The 14,650-nt window shown below is 70.4% G+C and carries 13 protein-coding genes and 2 pseudogenes; 7 read left to right on the top strand and 8 right to left on the bottom strand.

Features of this window, described 5'->3' with window-relative positions:
• Positions 1–152: 152 nt before the first annotated feature.
• The 5 genes and pseudogenes from LI92_RS15595 to LI92_RS24650 form a co-directional block, all read left to right on the top strand.
• Positions 153–791, top strand: coding sequence for a TetR/AcrR family transcriptional regulator (locus LI92_RS15595; protein WP_046320364.1), 639 nt, complete (start codon positions 153–155; stop codon positions 789–791).
• Positions 781–1,686 (top strand): ABC transporter ATP-binding protein, encoded by a 906-nt coding sequence (locus LI92_RS15600; protein WP_046320365.1) that lies wholly within the window; start codon positions 781–783, stop codon positions 1,684–1,686. The genes LI92_RS15595 and LI92_RS15600 overlap by 11 nt, the downstream gene beginning before the upstream one ends.
• Positions 1,683–3,326 (top strand): efflux permease Rv1217c-related protein, encoded by a 1,644-nt coding sequence (locus LI92_RS15605; protein ID WP_152665500.1) that lies wholly within the window; start codon positions 1,683–1,685, stop codon positions 3,324–3,326. Before LI92_RS15600 ends, LI92_RS15605 begins: the two co-directional genes overlap by 4 nt.
• An 18-nt stretch (positions 3,327–3,344) precedes the next feature.
• A pseudogene (locus LI92_RS24520) lies at positions 3,345–3,488 on the top strand (isoprenylcysteine carboxylmethyltransferase family protein); the annotation flags it as partial.
• A gap of 557 nt (positions 3,489–4,045) precedes the next feature.
• A pseudogene (locus LI92_RS24650) lies at positions 4,046–4,978 on the top strand (DUF2599 domain-containing protein); the annotation flags it as partial.
• Positions 4,979–4,991: 13 nt separating this feature from the next.
• Here LI92_RS24650 and glgC read toward each other — a convergent pair.
• Positions 4,992–6,206 carry a glucose-1-phosphate adenylyltransferase gene (gene glgC / locus LI92_RS15615; RefSeq protein WP_046320366.1) on the bottom strand — a complete coding sequence of 405 codons (1,215 nt, stop codon included), beginning with the start codon at positions 6,204–6,206 and terminating at the stop codon, positions 4,992–4,994.
• 139 nt (positions 6,207–6,345) lie between these two features.
• Between glgC and glgA the strand changes: the two genes are divergently transcribed.
• Entirely contained in the window at positions 6,346–7,506 is a 1,161-nt protein-coding gene (gene glgA, locus LI92_RS15620) for a glycogen synthase (RefSeq protein ID WP_046320367.1), read from the top strand.
• A 59-nt stretch (positions 7,507–7,565) separates the two neighbouring features.
• On the opposite strand, the gene LI92_RS15625 is transcribed toward glgA, so the two are convergent.
• The 7 genes from LI92_RS15625 to log all read right to left on the bottom strand — a co-directional run bounded on the left by LI92_RS15625 (position 7,566) and on the right by log (position 13,134).
• A complete protein-coding gene (locus LI92_RS15625; RefSeq protein ID WP_003885506.1) occupies positions 7,566–7,733 on the bottom strand; it encodes a DUF3117 domain-containing protein in 168 nt (55 codons plus the stop codon).
• 166 nt (positions 7,734–7,899) lie between these two features.
• Entirely contained in the window at positions 7,900–8,472 is a 573-nt protein-coding gene (locus LI92_RS15630; protein WP_046320384.1) for a DNA-3-methyladenine glycosylase I, read from the bottom strand.
• Complete coding sequence (locus LI92_RS15635; RefSeq protein WP_046320371.1) at positions 8,472–8,783, bottom strand: DivIVA domain-containing protein; 312 nt, start codon at positions 8,781–8,783, stop codon at positions 8,472–8,474. Before LI92_RS15635 ends, LI92_RS15630 begins: the two co-directional genes overlap by 1 nt.
• A gap of 51 nt (positions 8,784–8,834) precedes the next feature.
• Positions 8,835–9,782 (bottom strand): glucosyl-3-phosphoglycerate synthase, encoded by a 948-nt coding sequence (locus LI92_RS15640; protein WP_046320373.1) that lies wholly within the window; start codon positions 9,780–9,782, stop codon positions 8,835–8,837.
• 43 nt (positions 9,783–9,825) lie between these two features.
• A complete protein-coding gene (folP, locus tag LI92_RS15645) occupies positions 9,826–10,650 on the bottom strand; it encodes a dihydropteroate synthase (RefSeq protein ID WP_286135138.1) in 825 nt (274 codons plus the stop codon).
• Between the two features lie 89 nt (positions 10,651–10,739).
• Complete coding sequence (fadD6, locus tag LI92_RS15650) at positions 10,740–12,521, bottom strand: long-chain-acyl-CoA synthetase FadD6 (protein WP_046320377.1); 1,782 nt, start codon at positions 12,519–12,521, stop codon at positions 10,740–10,742.
• Positions 12,522–12,570: 49 nt separating this feature from the next.
• Positions 12,571–13,134 (bottom strand): cytokinin riboside 5'-monophosphate phosphoribohydrolase, encoded by a 564-nt coding sequence (gene log, locus LI92_RS15655; protein WP_286135135.1) that lies wholly within the window; start codon positions 13,132–13,134, stop codon positions 12,571–12,573.
• Positions 13,135–13,182: 48 nt separating this feature from the next.
• Here log and LI92_RS15660 point away from each other — a divergent pair.
• The coding region (locus LI92_RS15660) for an ATPase AAA (RefSeq protein WP_046320379.1) at positions 13,183–14,650 on the top strand (1,468 nt) is incomplete at its 3' end.

A 14,650-nucleotide genomic window follows, 5' to 3' on the forward strand; every position in this document is an offset into this window, starting at 1 on the left:
TGTATAAGAGACAGCCGCTGGGCGACGGACTGCTGGCCGCCGTCCGCGACTGACCGGCGCCGGCCCGCTGCGGGGTGCACCCGCATTCTCCGAGACACCTATCGTCATCCGATGCTTGACGCGCGACTGAATGCGCGTTTAGCGTATTGAACATGCGTTCAGCGGACCTGACGGCCGCGGCGAGAATCCGCGACGCGGCCATCGAACAGTTCGGACGGCACGGCTTCGGCGTGAGCATCCGGGCCATCGCTGAGTCTGCCGGGGTGAGCGCGGGACTCGTCATCCACCATTTCCGGTCCAAAGACGGCCTGCGCCAAGCCTGCGACGCCTATGTCGCCGAAGTGATCCGCACCGAAAAGTCCGAGGCGATGCGCTCCGCAGACCCCGCGACGTGGTTCGCCCAGATGGCCGAAATCGAGTCCTATGCGCCCCTGATGGCCTACCTGGCCCGCAGCATGCAGTCTGGCGGCGAGCTGGCAAACACGTTGTGGCGCCGGATGATCGACAACACCGAGAGCTATCTGGCCGAGGGTGTCCGGGCTGGGACCCTCAAACCCAGTCGCGACCCGAAGGCCCGGGCCCGCTACCTGGCGGTCACCGGCGGAGGCGGATTCCTGCTCTATCTGCAGATGCACGAGAACCCGGACGATCTGCGTGCGGTGCTGCGCGATTACGCCCGCGAGATGGTGCTGCCCGCCCTTGAGCTCTACACCGACGGGCTGCTGGCCGACCGCACCATGTACGACGCCTTCCTGGAAGCCGAGCAAGGAGGAACCACCGATGCGCAATGAGAGCAGCGGGACGGCAATCGAAGTCCGGGGACTGGAGAAGAGATTCGGGCGGGTCATCGCGCTCGACGGTCTGGATCTGAGCGTGCAGGCCGGGGAAGTGCACGGTTTCCTCGGCCCGAACGGCTCCGGCAAATCCACCACGATCCGCATCCTGCTGGGCCTGGCCCGGGCCGATGGCGGCACCGTGCGACTGCTCGGTGGCGACCCCTGGTCCGACGCGGTCGAACTACACCGCCAGATCGCCTACGTCCCAGGCGATGTCACCCTGTGGCCGGCATTGACCGGCGGCGAGATCATCGATCTGCTGGCCCGGATGCGCGGCGGTATCGACGAACGCCGCCGCGACGAGCTCATCGAACGCTTCGACCTGGATCCGAGCAAGAAAGCCCGCAGCTACTCCAAGGGCAATCGTCAGAAGGTCTCCCTGATCTCCGCGTTCGCCTCGCATGCCCGGCTGCTGGTGCTCGACGAACCCAGCAGCGGCCTGGACCCGTTGATGGAAAACGTGTTCCAGCAGTGCGTTACCGAGGCGAACCGGCGCGGCGCCACCGTGCTGTTGTCCAGCCACATCCTGGCCGAGACCGAGGCGCTGTGCCACCGGGTCACGATCATCCGGGCCGGACGCGCGGTCGAGAGCGGTTCACTGGACGCCCTGCGGCACCTGCGCCGCACCTCCATCGTGGCCGATCTGATGCGCGACCCCGGCGACCTGACCCGCATCCCGGGCGTGGCCGACGTGCACTACACCGGCACCGTGCTGCATGCCCAGGTCGACAGCGCCAGCCTCGGGGAACTGATCGCGGTGCTCGGCACCGCCGGAGTGCGCAGCCTCACCAGCCGGCCCCCCACCCTCGAGGAACTGTTCTTGCGCCACTACGACGCGGTGCGCGCATGACTGCCCTGGCCGTGCCGCCGGCAATGCCGGCGCCCCGCCGGGACCGTCTGGCGCTGGCCGGCACGCTCGGGTTGCTGCACCTGTCCCTGCGCCGCGACCGCATCGTGTTGCCCCTGTGGGTGCTGCTGCTGTCGCTGCCGCTGGCGGGTGTCTACATCGCGAGCATCCAGGCGATCTATCCCACCGCGGCCGATCGTGCCGGCCTGGCCGCAACCATCATGGCCAGCCCGGCCCAGCGTGCGATGTACGGGCAGGTCTACAACGACTCCCTGGGCGCGGTGGGCATCTGGAAGGCCGGAATCTTCCACCTGCTCATCGGGGTCGCGGTGATCCTCACGGTGATCCGGCACACCCGCGCCGACGAGGAGGCGGGCCGCACCGAGTTGATCGACTCCACCGCCGTGGGCCGTCATGCCGGACTGACCAGCGCCCTGCTGCTGGCGGCGGGCGCATCGGTGGCCACCGGAGCCATCGGTACCGCGGGCCTGCTGACCACCGACGTGCCCGCCGCGGGATCGTGGGCGTTCGGGGCAGCGCTGGCCTGCTCCGGGCTGGTGTTCACCGCGGTGGCCGCGGTCACCGCCCAACTGTCGCCCGGCGCCCGGTTCGCCCGCGGCGCCGCGTTCGGCGTGCTTGCCGGGGCATTCACGCTGCGCGCCGTGGGCGATGCCGGATCGGGTGCGCTGTCCTGGCTGTCGCCGCTGGGCTGGTCACTGCAGGTACGGCCCTATGCCGGCGACCGCTGGTGGGTGCTGGCACTGCCCCTGGCGACGGCAGCCGCATTGACCGCGCTGGCCTACCGGCTGGCCTCCCGCCGTGATGTCGGCGCCGGCCTACTGGCCGAACGTCCCGGTCCACGCACGGCGGCGCCGGCCCTGCGTGGGGCGTTCGGGCTGGCGTGGCGGCTGGACCGTGGGGCGCTGCTGCTGTGGACGACCGCCCTGGCGCTCTACGGGCTGCTCGTGGGCAGCGTGGTGCACGGGATCGGCGACGCGGTGGGCAGCGACCGCGCCCGCGACGTCGTGGTGCGACTGGGCGGCACCGCGGCGCTCGAGCACGCGTTCGTGGCGGTGGCGTTCACCATGCTGGGCATGGTCGCCGCCGCCTTCGCGGTGTCGCTGGCGCTGCGGCCGCGCCAGGAGGAGACCACCGGGCGCGCCGAGACCCTGCTCGCCGGCTCGTTGTCGCGGACACGATGGCTGGCAAGTCATCTGGCGGTGGCCCTGGCGGGTTCGAGGATCGCATTGCTGGTTGCCGGACTGGTGGCCGGAGTCGTCTACGCGGCCACCGCCGGCGACACCGCCGCGCAGCTTCCCACCGTGGTGGGCAGCGCCGCGGTCCAGCTGCCGGCGGTCTGGCTGCCCGCGGCGGTGGCGGTCGCGGGCTACGGGCTCGTCCCGCGCCTGGCGCCCGCCGCATGGGCGGTTCTGATCGGCTTCATCGCGCTGTACCTGCTGGGCACCATCGCGGGAGCGCCGCAGTGGGTCCTCGACCTCGAACCGTTCGCCCACATCCCGCTGGTCGGCCCCCGCTCCGAGGGCACCTTCAGCGCCGTGCCGCTGGTCGCTCTGCTGGCCATCGACATCGGCCTGATCGCGGTGGGCCTGTGGGGGTTGCGGCGCCGGGACCTGACCACCTAGGAGGGCAGCCATGAACGCTGGGGGCTGGCCTTTCTCCTGCCGGCCGTTGCGCTGCTGGCCGTGCGCCTCCTCGATGAGGAGCGCATGCTGACCGAGGAACTCCCCGGCTACCGCGAGTACACCGCCCGGGTGCGATACCGCCTGATGCCGCACCTCTGGTGAGACGGCGCGGCGACAGCCCCGCCACTCCGGATGCCACAGAGACGCTCTTGGCTTACAGTTCCCTAAGCAGAAACTGTTAGTTCCTACCCGGGGAGATAGACGAACCCATGCGCGTAATCAGGCGGGGCGCCGGCAGCGGCGCTGCGGGCCGCACCCTCATCCCGGCCCGGATGGCCGCCGCAGCGGCGGGCGCCGTACTGGTGGGAATCAACCCGCTGCTGACCGCCGCTCCCGCCCAGGCGGACTGGGATTGGCTGTTCGACGTCGCCGAACCTGCGGCGGTCGCCGGAAGTGCGGCCGACGGGTTCGATCTGGGCAGCCTGATGGCGCTGGTGCAGTCCTTCACCGAGCAGCTCGATCCGGCCACCAACAAGCTGTTCTCCGACGTCATCGACGCGGTGCTGGCCGTGCCCGGCGCTAACCAGTTCGACACCGCCGAGTGGCTGAACCAGTTCATCTACGCCCCGTTGCACGAAGGCCTGCAGCAGTGGCTTGCCAGCCCGTTCGGCGAGCTCAGCCTGGGCCTGATCAACGCCCCGTTCGTCGCGCTGTTCGGTCGCGATCTGATCGGCAACGGCATCGACGGGTTCGACGGCGTCAACACCAGCCTGCTGGGCCAGTGGGGCTGGTTCGGCGACGCCGGCGACGGCGGATTCCTCTTCGGCGACGGCGGCGCCGGGATCGCGGGTATCGACGGCGTCGCCGGGGCCGGCGGCGATGCGGGCTTCTTCGGCAACGGTGGAGCCGGCGGAATGGGCGGCGAAGGGGCGGCCGGCGGCGACGGCGGGGCCGGCGGCTGGTTCATGGGGGTGGGCGGCACCGGCGGCACCGGTGGCACGGGTGAGACCGGCGGTACCGGCGGCACCGGCGGCGTGGGCATCGGCATCCTGCTCGGTACCGGCGGCACCGGCGGAACCGGCGGCTACGGCGACATCGGCGGCGACGGCGGCGTGGGCGGCGCCGGGGCCTGGTGGATGGGCCGCGGCGGCGACGGCGGCCTCGGCGGGCAGGGCGGCGACGAAGCCGAGGGCGGCGGCGACGGCGGCGCGGGCGGCGCCGGCGGCGTGTTGTTCGGCCGCGGCGGCGACGGCGGCCTCGGCGGGCAGGGCGGCGCCGGCGGCCTGGGCGGCGCGGGTGGCTTCCTGGGGGCTGCGGGCATCAGCGCGGCCCCGTACGTCCAGCACACCCAGTGGGTGACCTACGACGGCGGCAGCAGCCTGCGGGTCTATCCCACCGGCACCGGCCGGACCGAGGCCGGCGAGGTCGGCACCCTGCGTCAGGGCGAGCAGGCCTGGTCGGAGGTGGTCAAACGCAACCCGGAGGCCAACACCGCCGGGATGCGCGCCCAGTTCCTGTGCCACTGGCAGTTCGTGGAGTTCATCCAGCCCGGCAAGACCAGCTGGAATCTGGAGCCGTGGCGCCCGGACGTGAGCACGCTGGACCTGCTCGCCAATGGCTGCAACCCCGGCGGCGCCGAGGAGCCGTTCTAGGTCCCGGCGGCCGCTAGATCCAGATGCCCTTGCCGACGGCCACCACACCGCCGGCGCTGATGGAGAAGCGTTCCCGGTCCTTCTGCAGGTCGACACCGATCATCTCGCCGGGCCCCACCACGACGTTCTTGTCCAGGATGGCGTGGCGCACCACCGCGCCGCGGCCCACCCGCACGCCGGGCATCAGCACGCTGTCCTCGACGATCGCTCCGTCATCGATCACCACGTTCGACGACAGCACCGAATTGCGCACCGATCCCGCGGAGATGACGCTGCCCGCACCCACCACCGACTCCTGAGCGGAGCCGCCGTTGACGAACTTCGCCGGCGCCAGATTCTCGGTGGCGCCGTGAATCGGCCAGCGGGTGTTGTACAGGTTGAAGACCGGATGCGCCGAGACCAGGTCCATGTGTGCGTCGTAGAACGCGTCCAGGGTTCCCACATCACGCCAGTAACCCCGGTCGCGCTCGGTGGCGCCGGGCACCTCGTTGTCGGAGAAGTCGTAGACCGCGGCCATCCCGTCGGCCACCAGGCGCGGCATGATGTCGCCGCCCATGTCGTGGTCTGAGTGGTCGTCGTCGGCGTCGGCGCGGATCGCATCGATGAGCACCTTGGTGGTGAAGACGTAGTTACCCATCGAGACAAACGTGCTGTCGGGGTCCCCGGGTGTGCCGGGCGGGTTCGCGGGCTTCTCCAGGAAACCGCGGACCCGGCCGGATTCGTCGGCGTCGATGCAGCCGAACGACGACGCCTCGGCGCGCGGAACCCGTACTCCGGCGACGGTCGCCCCGGCCCCACTGTCGATGTGGAAGCGCACCATCTGCTCGGGGTCCATCCGGTAGACGTGGTCGGCCCCGAAAACCACGATGTAGTCCGGATCCTCGTCGAAGATCAGATTGAGCGACTGGTAGATGGCGTCGGCAGACCCGGTGTACCAGCGCGGCCCCAGCCGCTGCTGGGCCGGCACCGGGGTGATGTACTCCCCCGCCAGGCCGCTCAGTCGCCAATTCTGCGAGATGTGACGGTCCAGTGAATGCGATTTGTACTGCGTCAGAACACAGATCCGCAAGTAGCGCGCATTGACCAGATTGGACAGCACAAAGTCGATCAACCGATAGGCGCCCCCGAAAGGGACCGCCGGCTTCGCCCGGTCCGCGGTCAAGGGGTGCAGCCGCTTACCCTCACCACCGGCCAGGACGATGCCCAGGACGTGCGGCACTTCCCTCATGGCCACAAACCTATCGGCCCCTTCGAAGCCCTGCCAGGTTGACCGCACGATTGACGACCGTTCTTTACAAAGGGCGGGTCGCCGCTCGCGGGTCGATCCGCCGCGCGGCCGCCGACCGGCGCCCGCTACCGTGCGGGTTATGCGGGTGGCGATGCTGACGCGGGAATACCCGCCAGAGATCTACGGCGGTGCGGGCGTCCACGTCACCAACCTGGTCGAAGCGCTGCGGCGGCTGTGCCATGTCGACGTGCACTGCATCGGGGCGCCGCGGCCCGGTGCGCACGCCCATCAGCCCGATCCCGCACTGCGCGATGCCAATCCGGCGCTTGGCACGCTGTCGGCCGACCTGACGATGGTCGACGCCGTCAGCACCGCCGATGTCGCGCACTCCCATACCTGGTACACCGCCCTGGCGGGCCGGCTGGCCGCGCTGCTGCACGACATCCCGCATGTGCTCACCGCGCATTCCCTGGAACCGCTGCGCCCGTGGAAGGCCGAGCAGCTGGGCGGCGGCTACCGGGTCTCGAGCTGGGTCGAGAAGGAGGCCACGACGGCCGCGGACGCGGTCATCGCGGTCAGCTCGGCCATGCGTGAGGATCTGCTGCGGGTCTACCCGACCCTGCGGCCGAACCGCGTGCACGTGATCTACAGCGGCATCGACACCGACGTGTGGCGCCCGCAGCCGGTCGGGCCCGATTCGCTGCCGGCCGAACTCGGTGTGGACCCGGACCGGCCGATGGTGGCTTTCGTCGGGCGGATCACCCGGCAGAAGGGCGTGGCCCACCTCGTGGCCGCCGCCCACCGGTTCGACCCGGAGGCGCAGCTGGTGCTGTGTGCGGGTGCCCCTGACACGCCCGAGATCGCCGCAGAGGTCAGTGCCGCCGTGGCCGAGCTGGCCGCCACCCGCAGCGGGGTGTTCTGGGTGCAGGAAACGCTGCCTGCCCGACAGATTCGCGAACTGCTCTGCGCGGCAACCGTTTTTGTGTGCCCGTCGGTCTACGAACCGTTGGGCATCGTCAATCTGGAGGCGATGGCCTGCGGCACAGCGGTGGTCGCCTCGGATGTGGGGGGTATCCCGGAGGTGGTCTCCGACGGGGTGACCGGCACCCTGGTGCACTACGACGGCGCCGACCCCGACAGCTATCACGCCGACCTGGCCGCCGCCGTCAACGCGCTGGTGACCGACCCCGAACGCGCCCAGCGTTACGGCGACGCCGGCCGGCGCCGCTGCGAGGAGGTCTTCTCCTGGGCGCGGGTAGCCGAGCAGACACTGGCCGTCTACCGAGCGGCGGGCCGCTAGCACCACCGTGCCAAGCCGAAGCCGGTTCGCCCACAGGACGAACCGCCTCGCTTGATCTGTTAGCTGGTGACCGCTTTGAGCTCGTCGCCGAGCGCGGCGGCCTCATCGGGAGTCAACTCGACGACCAGTCGTCCACCGCCCTCAAGCGGTACTCGCATCACGATGCCACGCCCCTCTTTGGTCGCTTCCAACGGACCGTCACCGGTCCGGGGCTTCATCGCCGCCATCGAGTGCTCCCTCCAGGTACCAGCCCGCAGGCCGTGCCCATGTTCCGCGCCGGGTGTGCACGCCAGCCGCAGCATCCAGCATCGAACTGCAAATTCACTCTGCCATTCTCCCCTATCGAAGACGGCGCGTGCACAAGACCCGATTCCGAAGTGCATTTTAGTGGATCTAAAGGCTTACCGGTGGCACCCAACATGCCCGAACGTGGTCGTCCACCATGCCCGTGGCCTGCATCAACGCATACGCGGTGGTGGGTCCCACGAATCGGAAGCCGCGCCGCTTCAATTCGCGTGCCATCGCTGTCGATTCCGGCGTCACCGCCGGAATTGCCGACAAGTCGGCCGGCCGTGGCCGTGGCGGCGGCGCGAACGACCACAGCAGGTCCACCAGATCGGTCGATCCCAGGGCAATGGTCGCCCGCGCGTTGGCGATCGTCGCCTCGATCTTGGCCCGGTTGCGCACGATGCCGGCGTCGTCCATCAGCCGGGCCACGTCGGCGTCGGTGAACCGCGCGATGGTCTCCACGTCGAATCCGGCGAACGCACGCCGGAAATTGTCCCGCTTGCGCAGAATCACCAGCCACGACAGTCCGCTCTGGAAGGCTTCCAGGCTGATCCGCTCGAACAGCGCCGTCGGCTCGCGCACTGGGCGGCCCCACTCCTGATCGTGGTAGTCGCGGTAGAGCTGCGACCCGATGTCGACCCAGCCGCACCGGACCCGGTCGTCGTCGGGCGCCGGGATCAACGTGGCTCCGGCGCGTTCGCAGCGGCCGCCTGCGCCGCGGCAAGCTGACCGCGCAGTTGGTCGAGCTCGGCGCCGAGGCGTTCCAGCACCCAGTCGACTTCGGCGGTGTTGTAACCCCGCAGCACCTGGGAGAACTTCACCGCCTCCACATCGGCGCCGGTGACGCCCGATGCCGGCAGCATGGTGGCCGTCGTCGCCCGCGGCAGCGGGGGCAGCGGTTCACCCCGGCCGAACAGCGTGCTGGCGACGCCGAACAGCAACAGAGCGATCAGCACGAGCACAACGAGGTAGAGCAACACCAGTGTCACGGCATCGATAGTGCCTCATCGGCGATCGGGGTTGCCGCGATTCCCCTCAGGTCAACGCTGGCGCAGGGTGTTCATCGGCGGCCGGTCCACCAGCGACAGCGGCGTGGTCTGCGGCAGGTAGTCCATACCGTCCGGGCCGTCGGCGAAGAACTGGGTCAGTCCCACCCCGGAGTCCGGGACGCCGCAGCGCGACAGCAAGGTGGCGACGACTTGGCGGCTCATCACGGCCAATTCCGCCAACGGGCGGTTGCGATGGGCCCGCACACCCAGGTTGACCTGGGCGATCGCCTCCAGGCCCAGCCGATCGTAGGTGTCGATCAACAGGCCGATCTCCACCCCGTAGCCGGGGGCGAACGGAACCGATGCCAGCAGCTCGCGAGTGCCCGCGTACTCCCCGCCCAACGGTTGCAGCACCGCGCCCAGGTCGGGCCGCAGCGCGGTCAGCAGCGGTCGGGCCACCAGCTCGGTGACCCGGCCCCCGCCGGTGGCGTCCTCGGTGCCGTTGACCTTCAGCGGCCGCCGGTAGAAGCCCTTGACCAGGTGGACCCCGTCCGCGGTGAGCAGCGGCCCGACCAGGTGCGGCACGAACATCGGGTCGGGATCGATCAGGTCGGAGTCCACGAACACCACGATGTCGCCGCTGGTGGCGGCCAGCGACCGCCAGAGGGCCTCCCCCTTGCCGGGCTGCGGGGGGACTTCGGGGACGGCCTGTTCGCGGCTGACGACGCGAGCGCCGGCGGCGATGGACCGGATCTCGGTGTCGTCGGTGGAACCGGAGTCCAGCACGATCAGTTCGTCGACCAGGTTGTCGACCAGCGGGGTGATGCTGTCGATGACCGACTCGATGGTCGCCTGCTCGTTGAGGGCCGGCAGCACCACCGAGATGCTGCGACCCGTCTCGGCCTTAGCCGCCAGCAGCTCGGCCACCGTCCACTGCGGCCGCGTCCAGGTACGCCCGGACATCCGGGTGTCGCCCGGCGCTGAGACCAGCTCGGTCATATGCGCCACTCCTGAGCGTCGTGTCGCGCTGCGTCGCCGGCGGTCATGCCAATCCCCTTACTGTGCGGGTCGGGGCCCGGACACCCTGGATCGATGCCACCATCTCCAGGACGCGCCGGGTAGGCCCGACCTCGTGAACCCGAAACATCCGGGCTCCGGCGGCCGCCGCCCATGCGGTGGCCGCCAACGTTCCGTCGAGACGCTCGGTGAGACCCACACCAAGAGTCTCCCCGATGAAGTCTTTGTTGGAGAGCGCCATCAGCACCGGCCATCCGGTACCGACCAAGTCCTCCGTGTGTCGCAGCAACGCTAGCCCGTGAAAGGTGTTCTTGCCGAAATCGTGGGTGGGATCGATCAGAACCCGCTCGCGGTCCACCCCGGCCGCCACCGCTGCGTGCGCGGCCGCGGTGACCTCGTCGATCACCGCTGTCACCACCCCGTCGACCTGCGTGCCGTAGCTGACCCGGAAGGGGCGGGTGCGCGGCTGGGCTCCGCCGGTGTGCGAGCAGACCAGCCCCGCCCCGAATTCGGCGGCCACCGCCGGCAGGCCGGGGTCGATCCCGCCCCAGGTGTCGTTGATCAGGTCGGCGCCGGCAGCACAGGCGCGTTTGGCCACCTCCGCCCGCCAGGTGTCCACGCTGATCAGCTGGTCGGGGTAGGCCCCGCGCAGCCACTCGATGAACGGGACCACCCGGGCGGTCTCGGCGTCGGCGTCCACGGGCTGGCCCGGTCCGGCTTTGACTCCGCCGACATCGATGACGTCGGCGCCCTCGGCGACGGCGCGGTGCACCGCGTCTTTGGCCGCCTCGTCGGTGAACGTGGCGCCCGCGTCGTAGAAGGAGTCCGGGGTGCGGTTGATGATCGCCATGATGAGCGCACGACCGGCCGCCACCGGGCGTCCACAGAAATAGGTGTGCACCTGTCTATGGTGCCCGGTGGGGCTCGGCCCCTCCTCGGTCAGCCCTGCGGTCGCTTGCCGGCGGCCACTTCGCCGGGGTAGTCGGCGTAGTAGGGGACGTAGCCCTCGTTGCGCCCGGCCAGCACGTACAGCGGGTCCTCGATGTCTCCGCCGCCGTAGCCCTGCCCGCGCAGTTCGACCTTGCGGCTCTTGAACGTGGTGGTGTGGGCCAGCGACGGGACCAGCCGCACGAACAGCGGCACCGCATAGGAGGGCAGCTGGTCATAGAGCAACGCGGCCAGCCCCGGTCCGTCGAACTGGGCGCCGTCGCGCAGTTTGACCGCGGCCATCCCGGCGCGGCCACCGGTGCCAGGCACCTCTACGCCGTAGACGGCGCACTCCTCGATCGCCTCGTCGGCGCCCAGCGCCGCCTCGACCTGCGTGGTGGCGACGTTCTCGCCTTTCCACCGGAAGGTGTCACCGAGCCGGTCGACGAAGGCGGCGTGCCCCATCCCCTGGGGGCGCATCAGGTCGCCGGTGTTGAACCAGCAGTCGCCGTCGCGGAAGGCGTCGCGTACCAGCTTCTTCTCGTTGGCCTCCGGGTCGGTGTAGCCGTCGAAGGGTGAGAATCGGTTCACCGGGCTCAGCAACAGCCCGGGCTGTCCCGCCGGCACACGCCGCACGCGGCCGTCGTCGCCGCGCAGCGGCAGCCCGGTGTCGGGGTCGTAGTGCACGTAGGCCAGGCGCAGCGGGTACACGCCTGTGCTGCGGGGCACGTTGAACACGTTGAGGAACGCGCTGTTGCTCTCGCTGGCGGCGTAGAACTCGCAGACCCGCTTGATGCCGAAACGTTGGGTGAATTCGTCCCAAATCTCCGGCCGCAGTCCGTTGCCGGCGATCACCCGCACCTTGTGGGCACGGTCGGTCGGCTTCGGGGGCTGGTTGAGCAGGTACCGGCACAGCTCGCCGATGTAGACGAAGGCGGTGGCGTCTGCGGCGATCACCTCGTCCCAGAATCGCGAGGCCGAGAACGAGCGGCCCAGGGCCAGGGTGGCACCGGCGTTGAGCACCGACGACACCGCGACGGTCAGCGCGTTGTTGTGGTAGAGCGGCAGGCAGCAGTACAGGGTGTCGCTGCCGCGCAGCCGCAGCCCGACGGCGCCGAATGTCGCCAGGGCGCGCAACCAGCGGTAGTGCGTCATCACGCTGGCCTTGGGGTAGCCGGTGGTGCCGGAGGTGAAGATGTAGAACGCGGTGTCCTTGGCCAGTACCGCGTTGACCGAGGCGGGGTTGCCGTCCGGTGCGGTGGCGGCCAGCCGCCGGAATTCCTCGATGGTCACCGGCTCGTCGGGGGCGCCGCTGTCCTTGACCGCGTCGACCAGGTCGGCCTCCGCGACCAGCAGGGTGGAGTTCAGCACCCCCAGACTGTGGGCGAGCACATCGCCGCGCTGGTGGTAGTTGAGCATGCCGGCGACCCCGCCGCATTTGGCGACGGCCAGCATCATCAGCACCGCGTCGGGGCAGTTGCGCAACATGATCCCCACGACGTCGCCGTGGCCGACGCCGCGTGCGGCCAGCACCGCGGCGTAGCGGTTGACTGTCTCGTTGGCCTCGCGGTAGGTCAGTCGCTGGTCGCCGAACCGGATGAACACGCGGTCGCCCCATTGGGCCGCGCGGTCCTGGAAGACCTTGCCGATCGACGCCTTGGAGGTGGGCCGGGCCCGCAGTCCGGTCCACAGCCCGCGAAGGATGGTCGGCGCGTCGGCCAGCAGATGCGGTGTGCGGGCCACCACGTCGAACAGCCCCACCCGGGTGACGGTGCCGGAGTCGTGGTCGGACACGTTATCGCCTCAATTCGCGGTCGCTGGGGTCGACTGACGAAGCAGCAGCTTAATCGGTACCGGCGGTACCGGGTGAACAGGCTTCGAGCGCCGCCTCCACGTCATCGAACACCAGTAGGCGGCGCATCGCCTGCGGGTTGACGAACCCCGCGTCGACCAGACCGGCCAGCCACGTCCAGAGCCCGGCGTAGTGCCCGTCGGGATCCAACACCACCACCGCCTTGTCGTGCATCCCCAGATGCCCTGCGGTCCAGGTCTCGAAGAGTTCTTCGAGCGTGCCGATGCCGCCGGGCAGGGTCAGGAACACGTCCGCCCGGTCATCCATCACCTGCTTGCGCTCACGCATGGTCTCGGTGACGATCAACTCGTCGGCGTCGACATCGGCCACCTCGCGGTGCAGCAGGGCCTTGGGGATCACCCCGACCGTCCGTCCCCCGTGCTCGCGGGCGGCCACGGCGAGCGCACCCATGGCCGAGACGTTGCCGCCTCCCCACACCAACGTCCAGCCGCGCCGGGCGATCGCCGCACCGACCTCGGCGGCCAGCGCCAGCAGCGCCGGATCGCGCGGGCCGGACGCGCAGTACACGCACACCGCCCATTGCCTCGACCGCACAACCGAAAGGCTATCGGGCGCTGGGCTCAGACCGTAAACTCTGCGGCGATGCCGATCCGCTGGAACGTCCCCGAACATGCGGCGGCCTTGCAGCAGATCATCGCCGCTCTGGACGACGACGGGGCCCGGGCCGGTGCGGTGGTGCTCGGTCCGGACGGGTGCGGCAAGTCGACCCTGGCCCGATTGGCCGCCGAAGACTACGCGCAGCGCCACACCGGCACCCGGGTGCGCTGGGTGATCGGCACTCCCACCGAGCGCGGCGTACCGCTGGGCGCGTTCAGCCATCTGGTCGAGGTGTCCGAGATCGGCAAGCCCGCCGCACTGCTGCGCGCGGCCCGAGCATCACTGGCCGACGGCGAAGGCGAGCTGGTGCTGGTGATCGACGACGCTCACCAGCTCGATCTGTTGTCGGCCACCCTGGTCTACCAGCTGGCGTTGACCGGCTCGGCCCGGATGATCGTCACCGGCCGCGCCGACGGCTCTCCCGCGGCCCCGATCACCGCGCTGTGCAGTGACAACCTGTTGCCCCGGATCGACATCCCGGCCGGCGATGCGGACACGGCCGGCCAGGACATCGACGCCTTCGTAGCGGGGCTGCCCGCCGGTGCTCGTGCGGTGCTGGACTACCTGGCCGTCTGCGAGCCGCTGGCGCTGGTCGACCTGGAGAACCTCACCGGCGCCGACGCGGTCCGCCAAGCCGAGGAACTCGGCGCCGTGGAGACCCGCGTCCGCGGCGGCCACGGACGCGACCCCGTCGTCTACACCGCGCACCCGCTGTTCGCCCAGCGGGCGCTCGCCGCGCTGGGCGATGCCGGCGCCCGCGCGCGGCGCACCGAGGTGGTCGGTGTGCTGACCACCTCGCCCTGCCGCCACATCGGCGAGCAGTTGCGGCTGGCGGCGCTGGCCGCCGACAGTGACGCCCCGCAGACCGCCGCGCAGATGGTGGATGCGGCCGAACAGGCGATGCGGCTGGGCGATCCCCGGCTGGGCGAGAAATTGGCCCGTCAGGCACTGGAGCACTCGGGCGGACTGCCGGCACGGTTGGCCCTGGCGCATGCGCTGGGCTGGCAGGGCCGCGGCCGCGACGCCGACGAGGTGCTGTCGGCGGTCGACCCCGCCACGCTGAACGAACCGGACCTGATGGCCTGGGCGCTGCCGCGGGCCGCCAACCAATTCTTCATGCTGGGCGAACCGGAACGCGCGACCGCGTTTCTGGCCGCCACGCGGGGCCGGGTCAGCGGCCCGCGCCCCCGCGTCACCCTCGATGCGCTCGGCGCCACCTTCGCGATGAACGCCGGAAACATCGGCCGCGCCGTCGAGTTGGCCACCACGGTCCTGGCCGATCCCGCCGCCGACGACATGGCGGTGGCCTGGGCGGGTAGCGCCGCCGCGCTGTGCGCGGCGCGGGCCGGCCGATTCGACGCCGTCGGACCGCTGGCGGCCCGCGCGCTGGGCGCCGAGCATCCCGGCGTGCTGCGGTTCACCGTGGGGCTGGCCGCTGTCTCTTATACACATC

The organism is Mycobacterium sp. UM_Kg1, assembly GCF_000972925.1.
Taxonomy (GTDB): domain Bacteria; phylum Actinomycetota; class Actinomycetes; order Mycobacteriales; family Mycobacteriaceae; genus Mycobacterium; species Mycobacterium hiberniae.

Bases quoted from the DNA above. Each gene is read 5' to 3' on its own strand.
- LI92_RS15605 (WP_152665500.1), top strand. From the start codon at position 1,683: ATGACTGCCCTGGCCGTGCCGCCGGCAATGCCGGCGCCCCGCCGGGAC.
- LI92_RS15595 (WP_046320364.1), top strand. From the start codon at position 153: ATGCGTTCAGCGGACCTGACGGCCGCGGCGAGAATCCGCGACGCGGCC.
- LI92_RS15640 (WP_046320373.1), bottom strand. From the start codon at position 9,782: ATGACCGAGCTGGTCTCAGCGCCGGGCGACACCCGGATGTCCGGGCGT.
- LI92_RS15600 (WP_046320365.1), top strand. From the start codon at position 781: ATGCGCAATGAGAGCAGCGGGACGGCAATCGAAGTCCGGGGACTGGAG.
- LI92_RS15625 (WP_003885506.1), bottom strand. From the start codon at position 7,733: ATGGCGGCGATGAAGCCCCGGACCGGTGACGGTCCGTTGGAAGCGACC.
- glgA (WP_046320367.1), top strand. From the start codon at position 6,346: ATGCGGGTGGCGATGCTGACGCGGGAATACCCGCCAGAGATCTACGGC.
- glgC (WP_046320366.1), bottom strand. From the start codon at position 6,206: ATGAGGGAAGTGCCGCACGTCCTGGGCATCGTCCTGGCCGGTGGTGAG.
- folP (WP_286135138.1), bottom strand. From the start codon at position 10,650: ATGGCGATCATCAACCGCACCCCGGACTCCTTCTACGACGCGGGCGCC.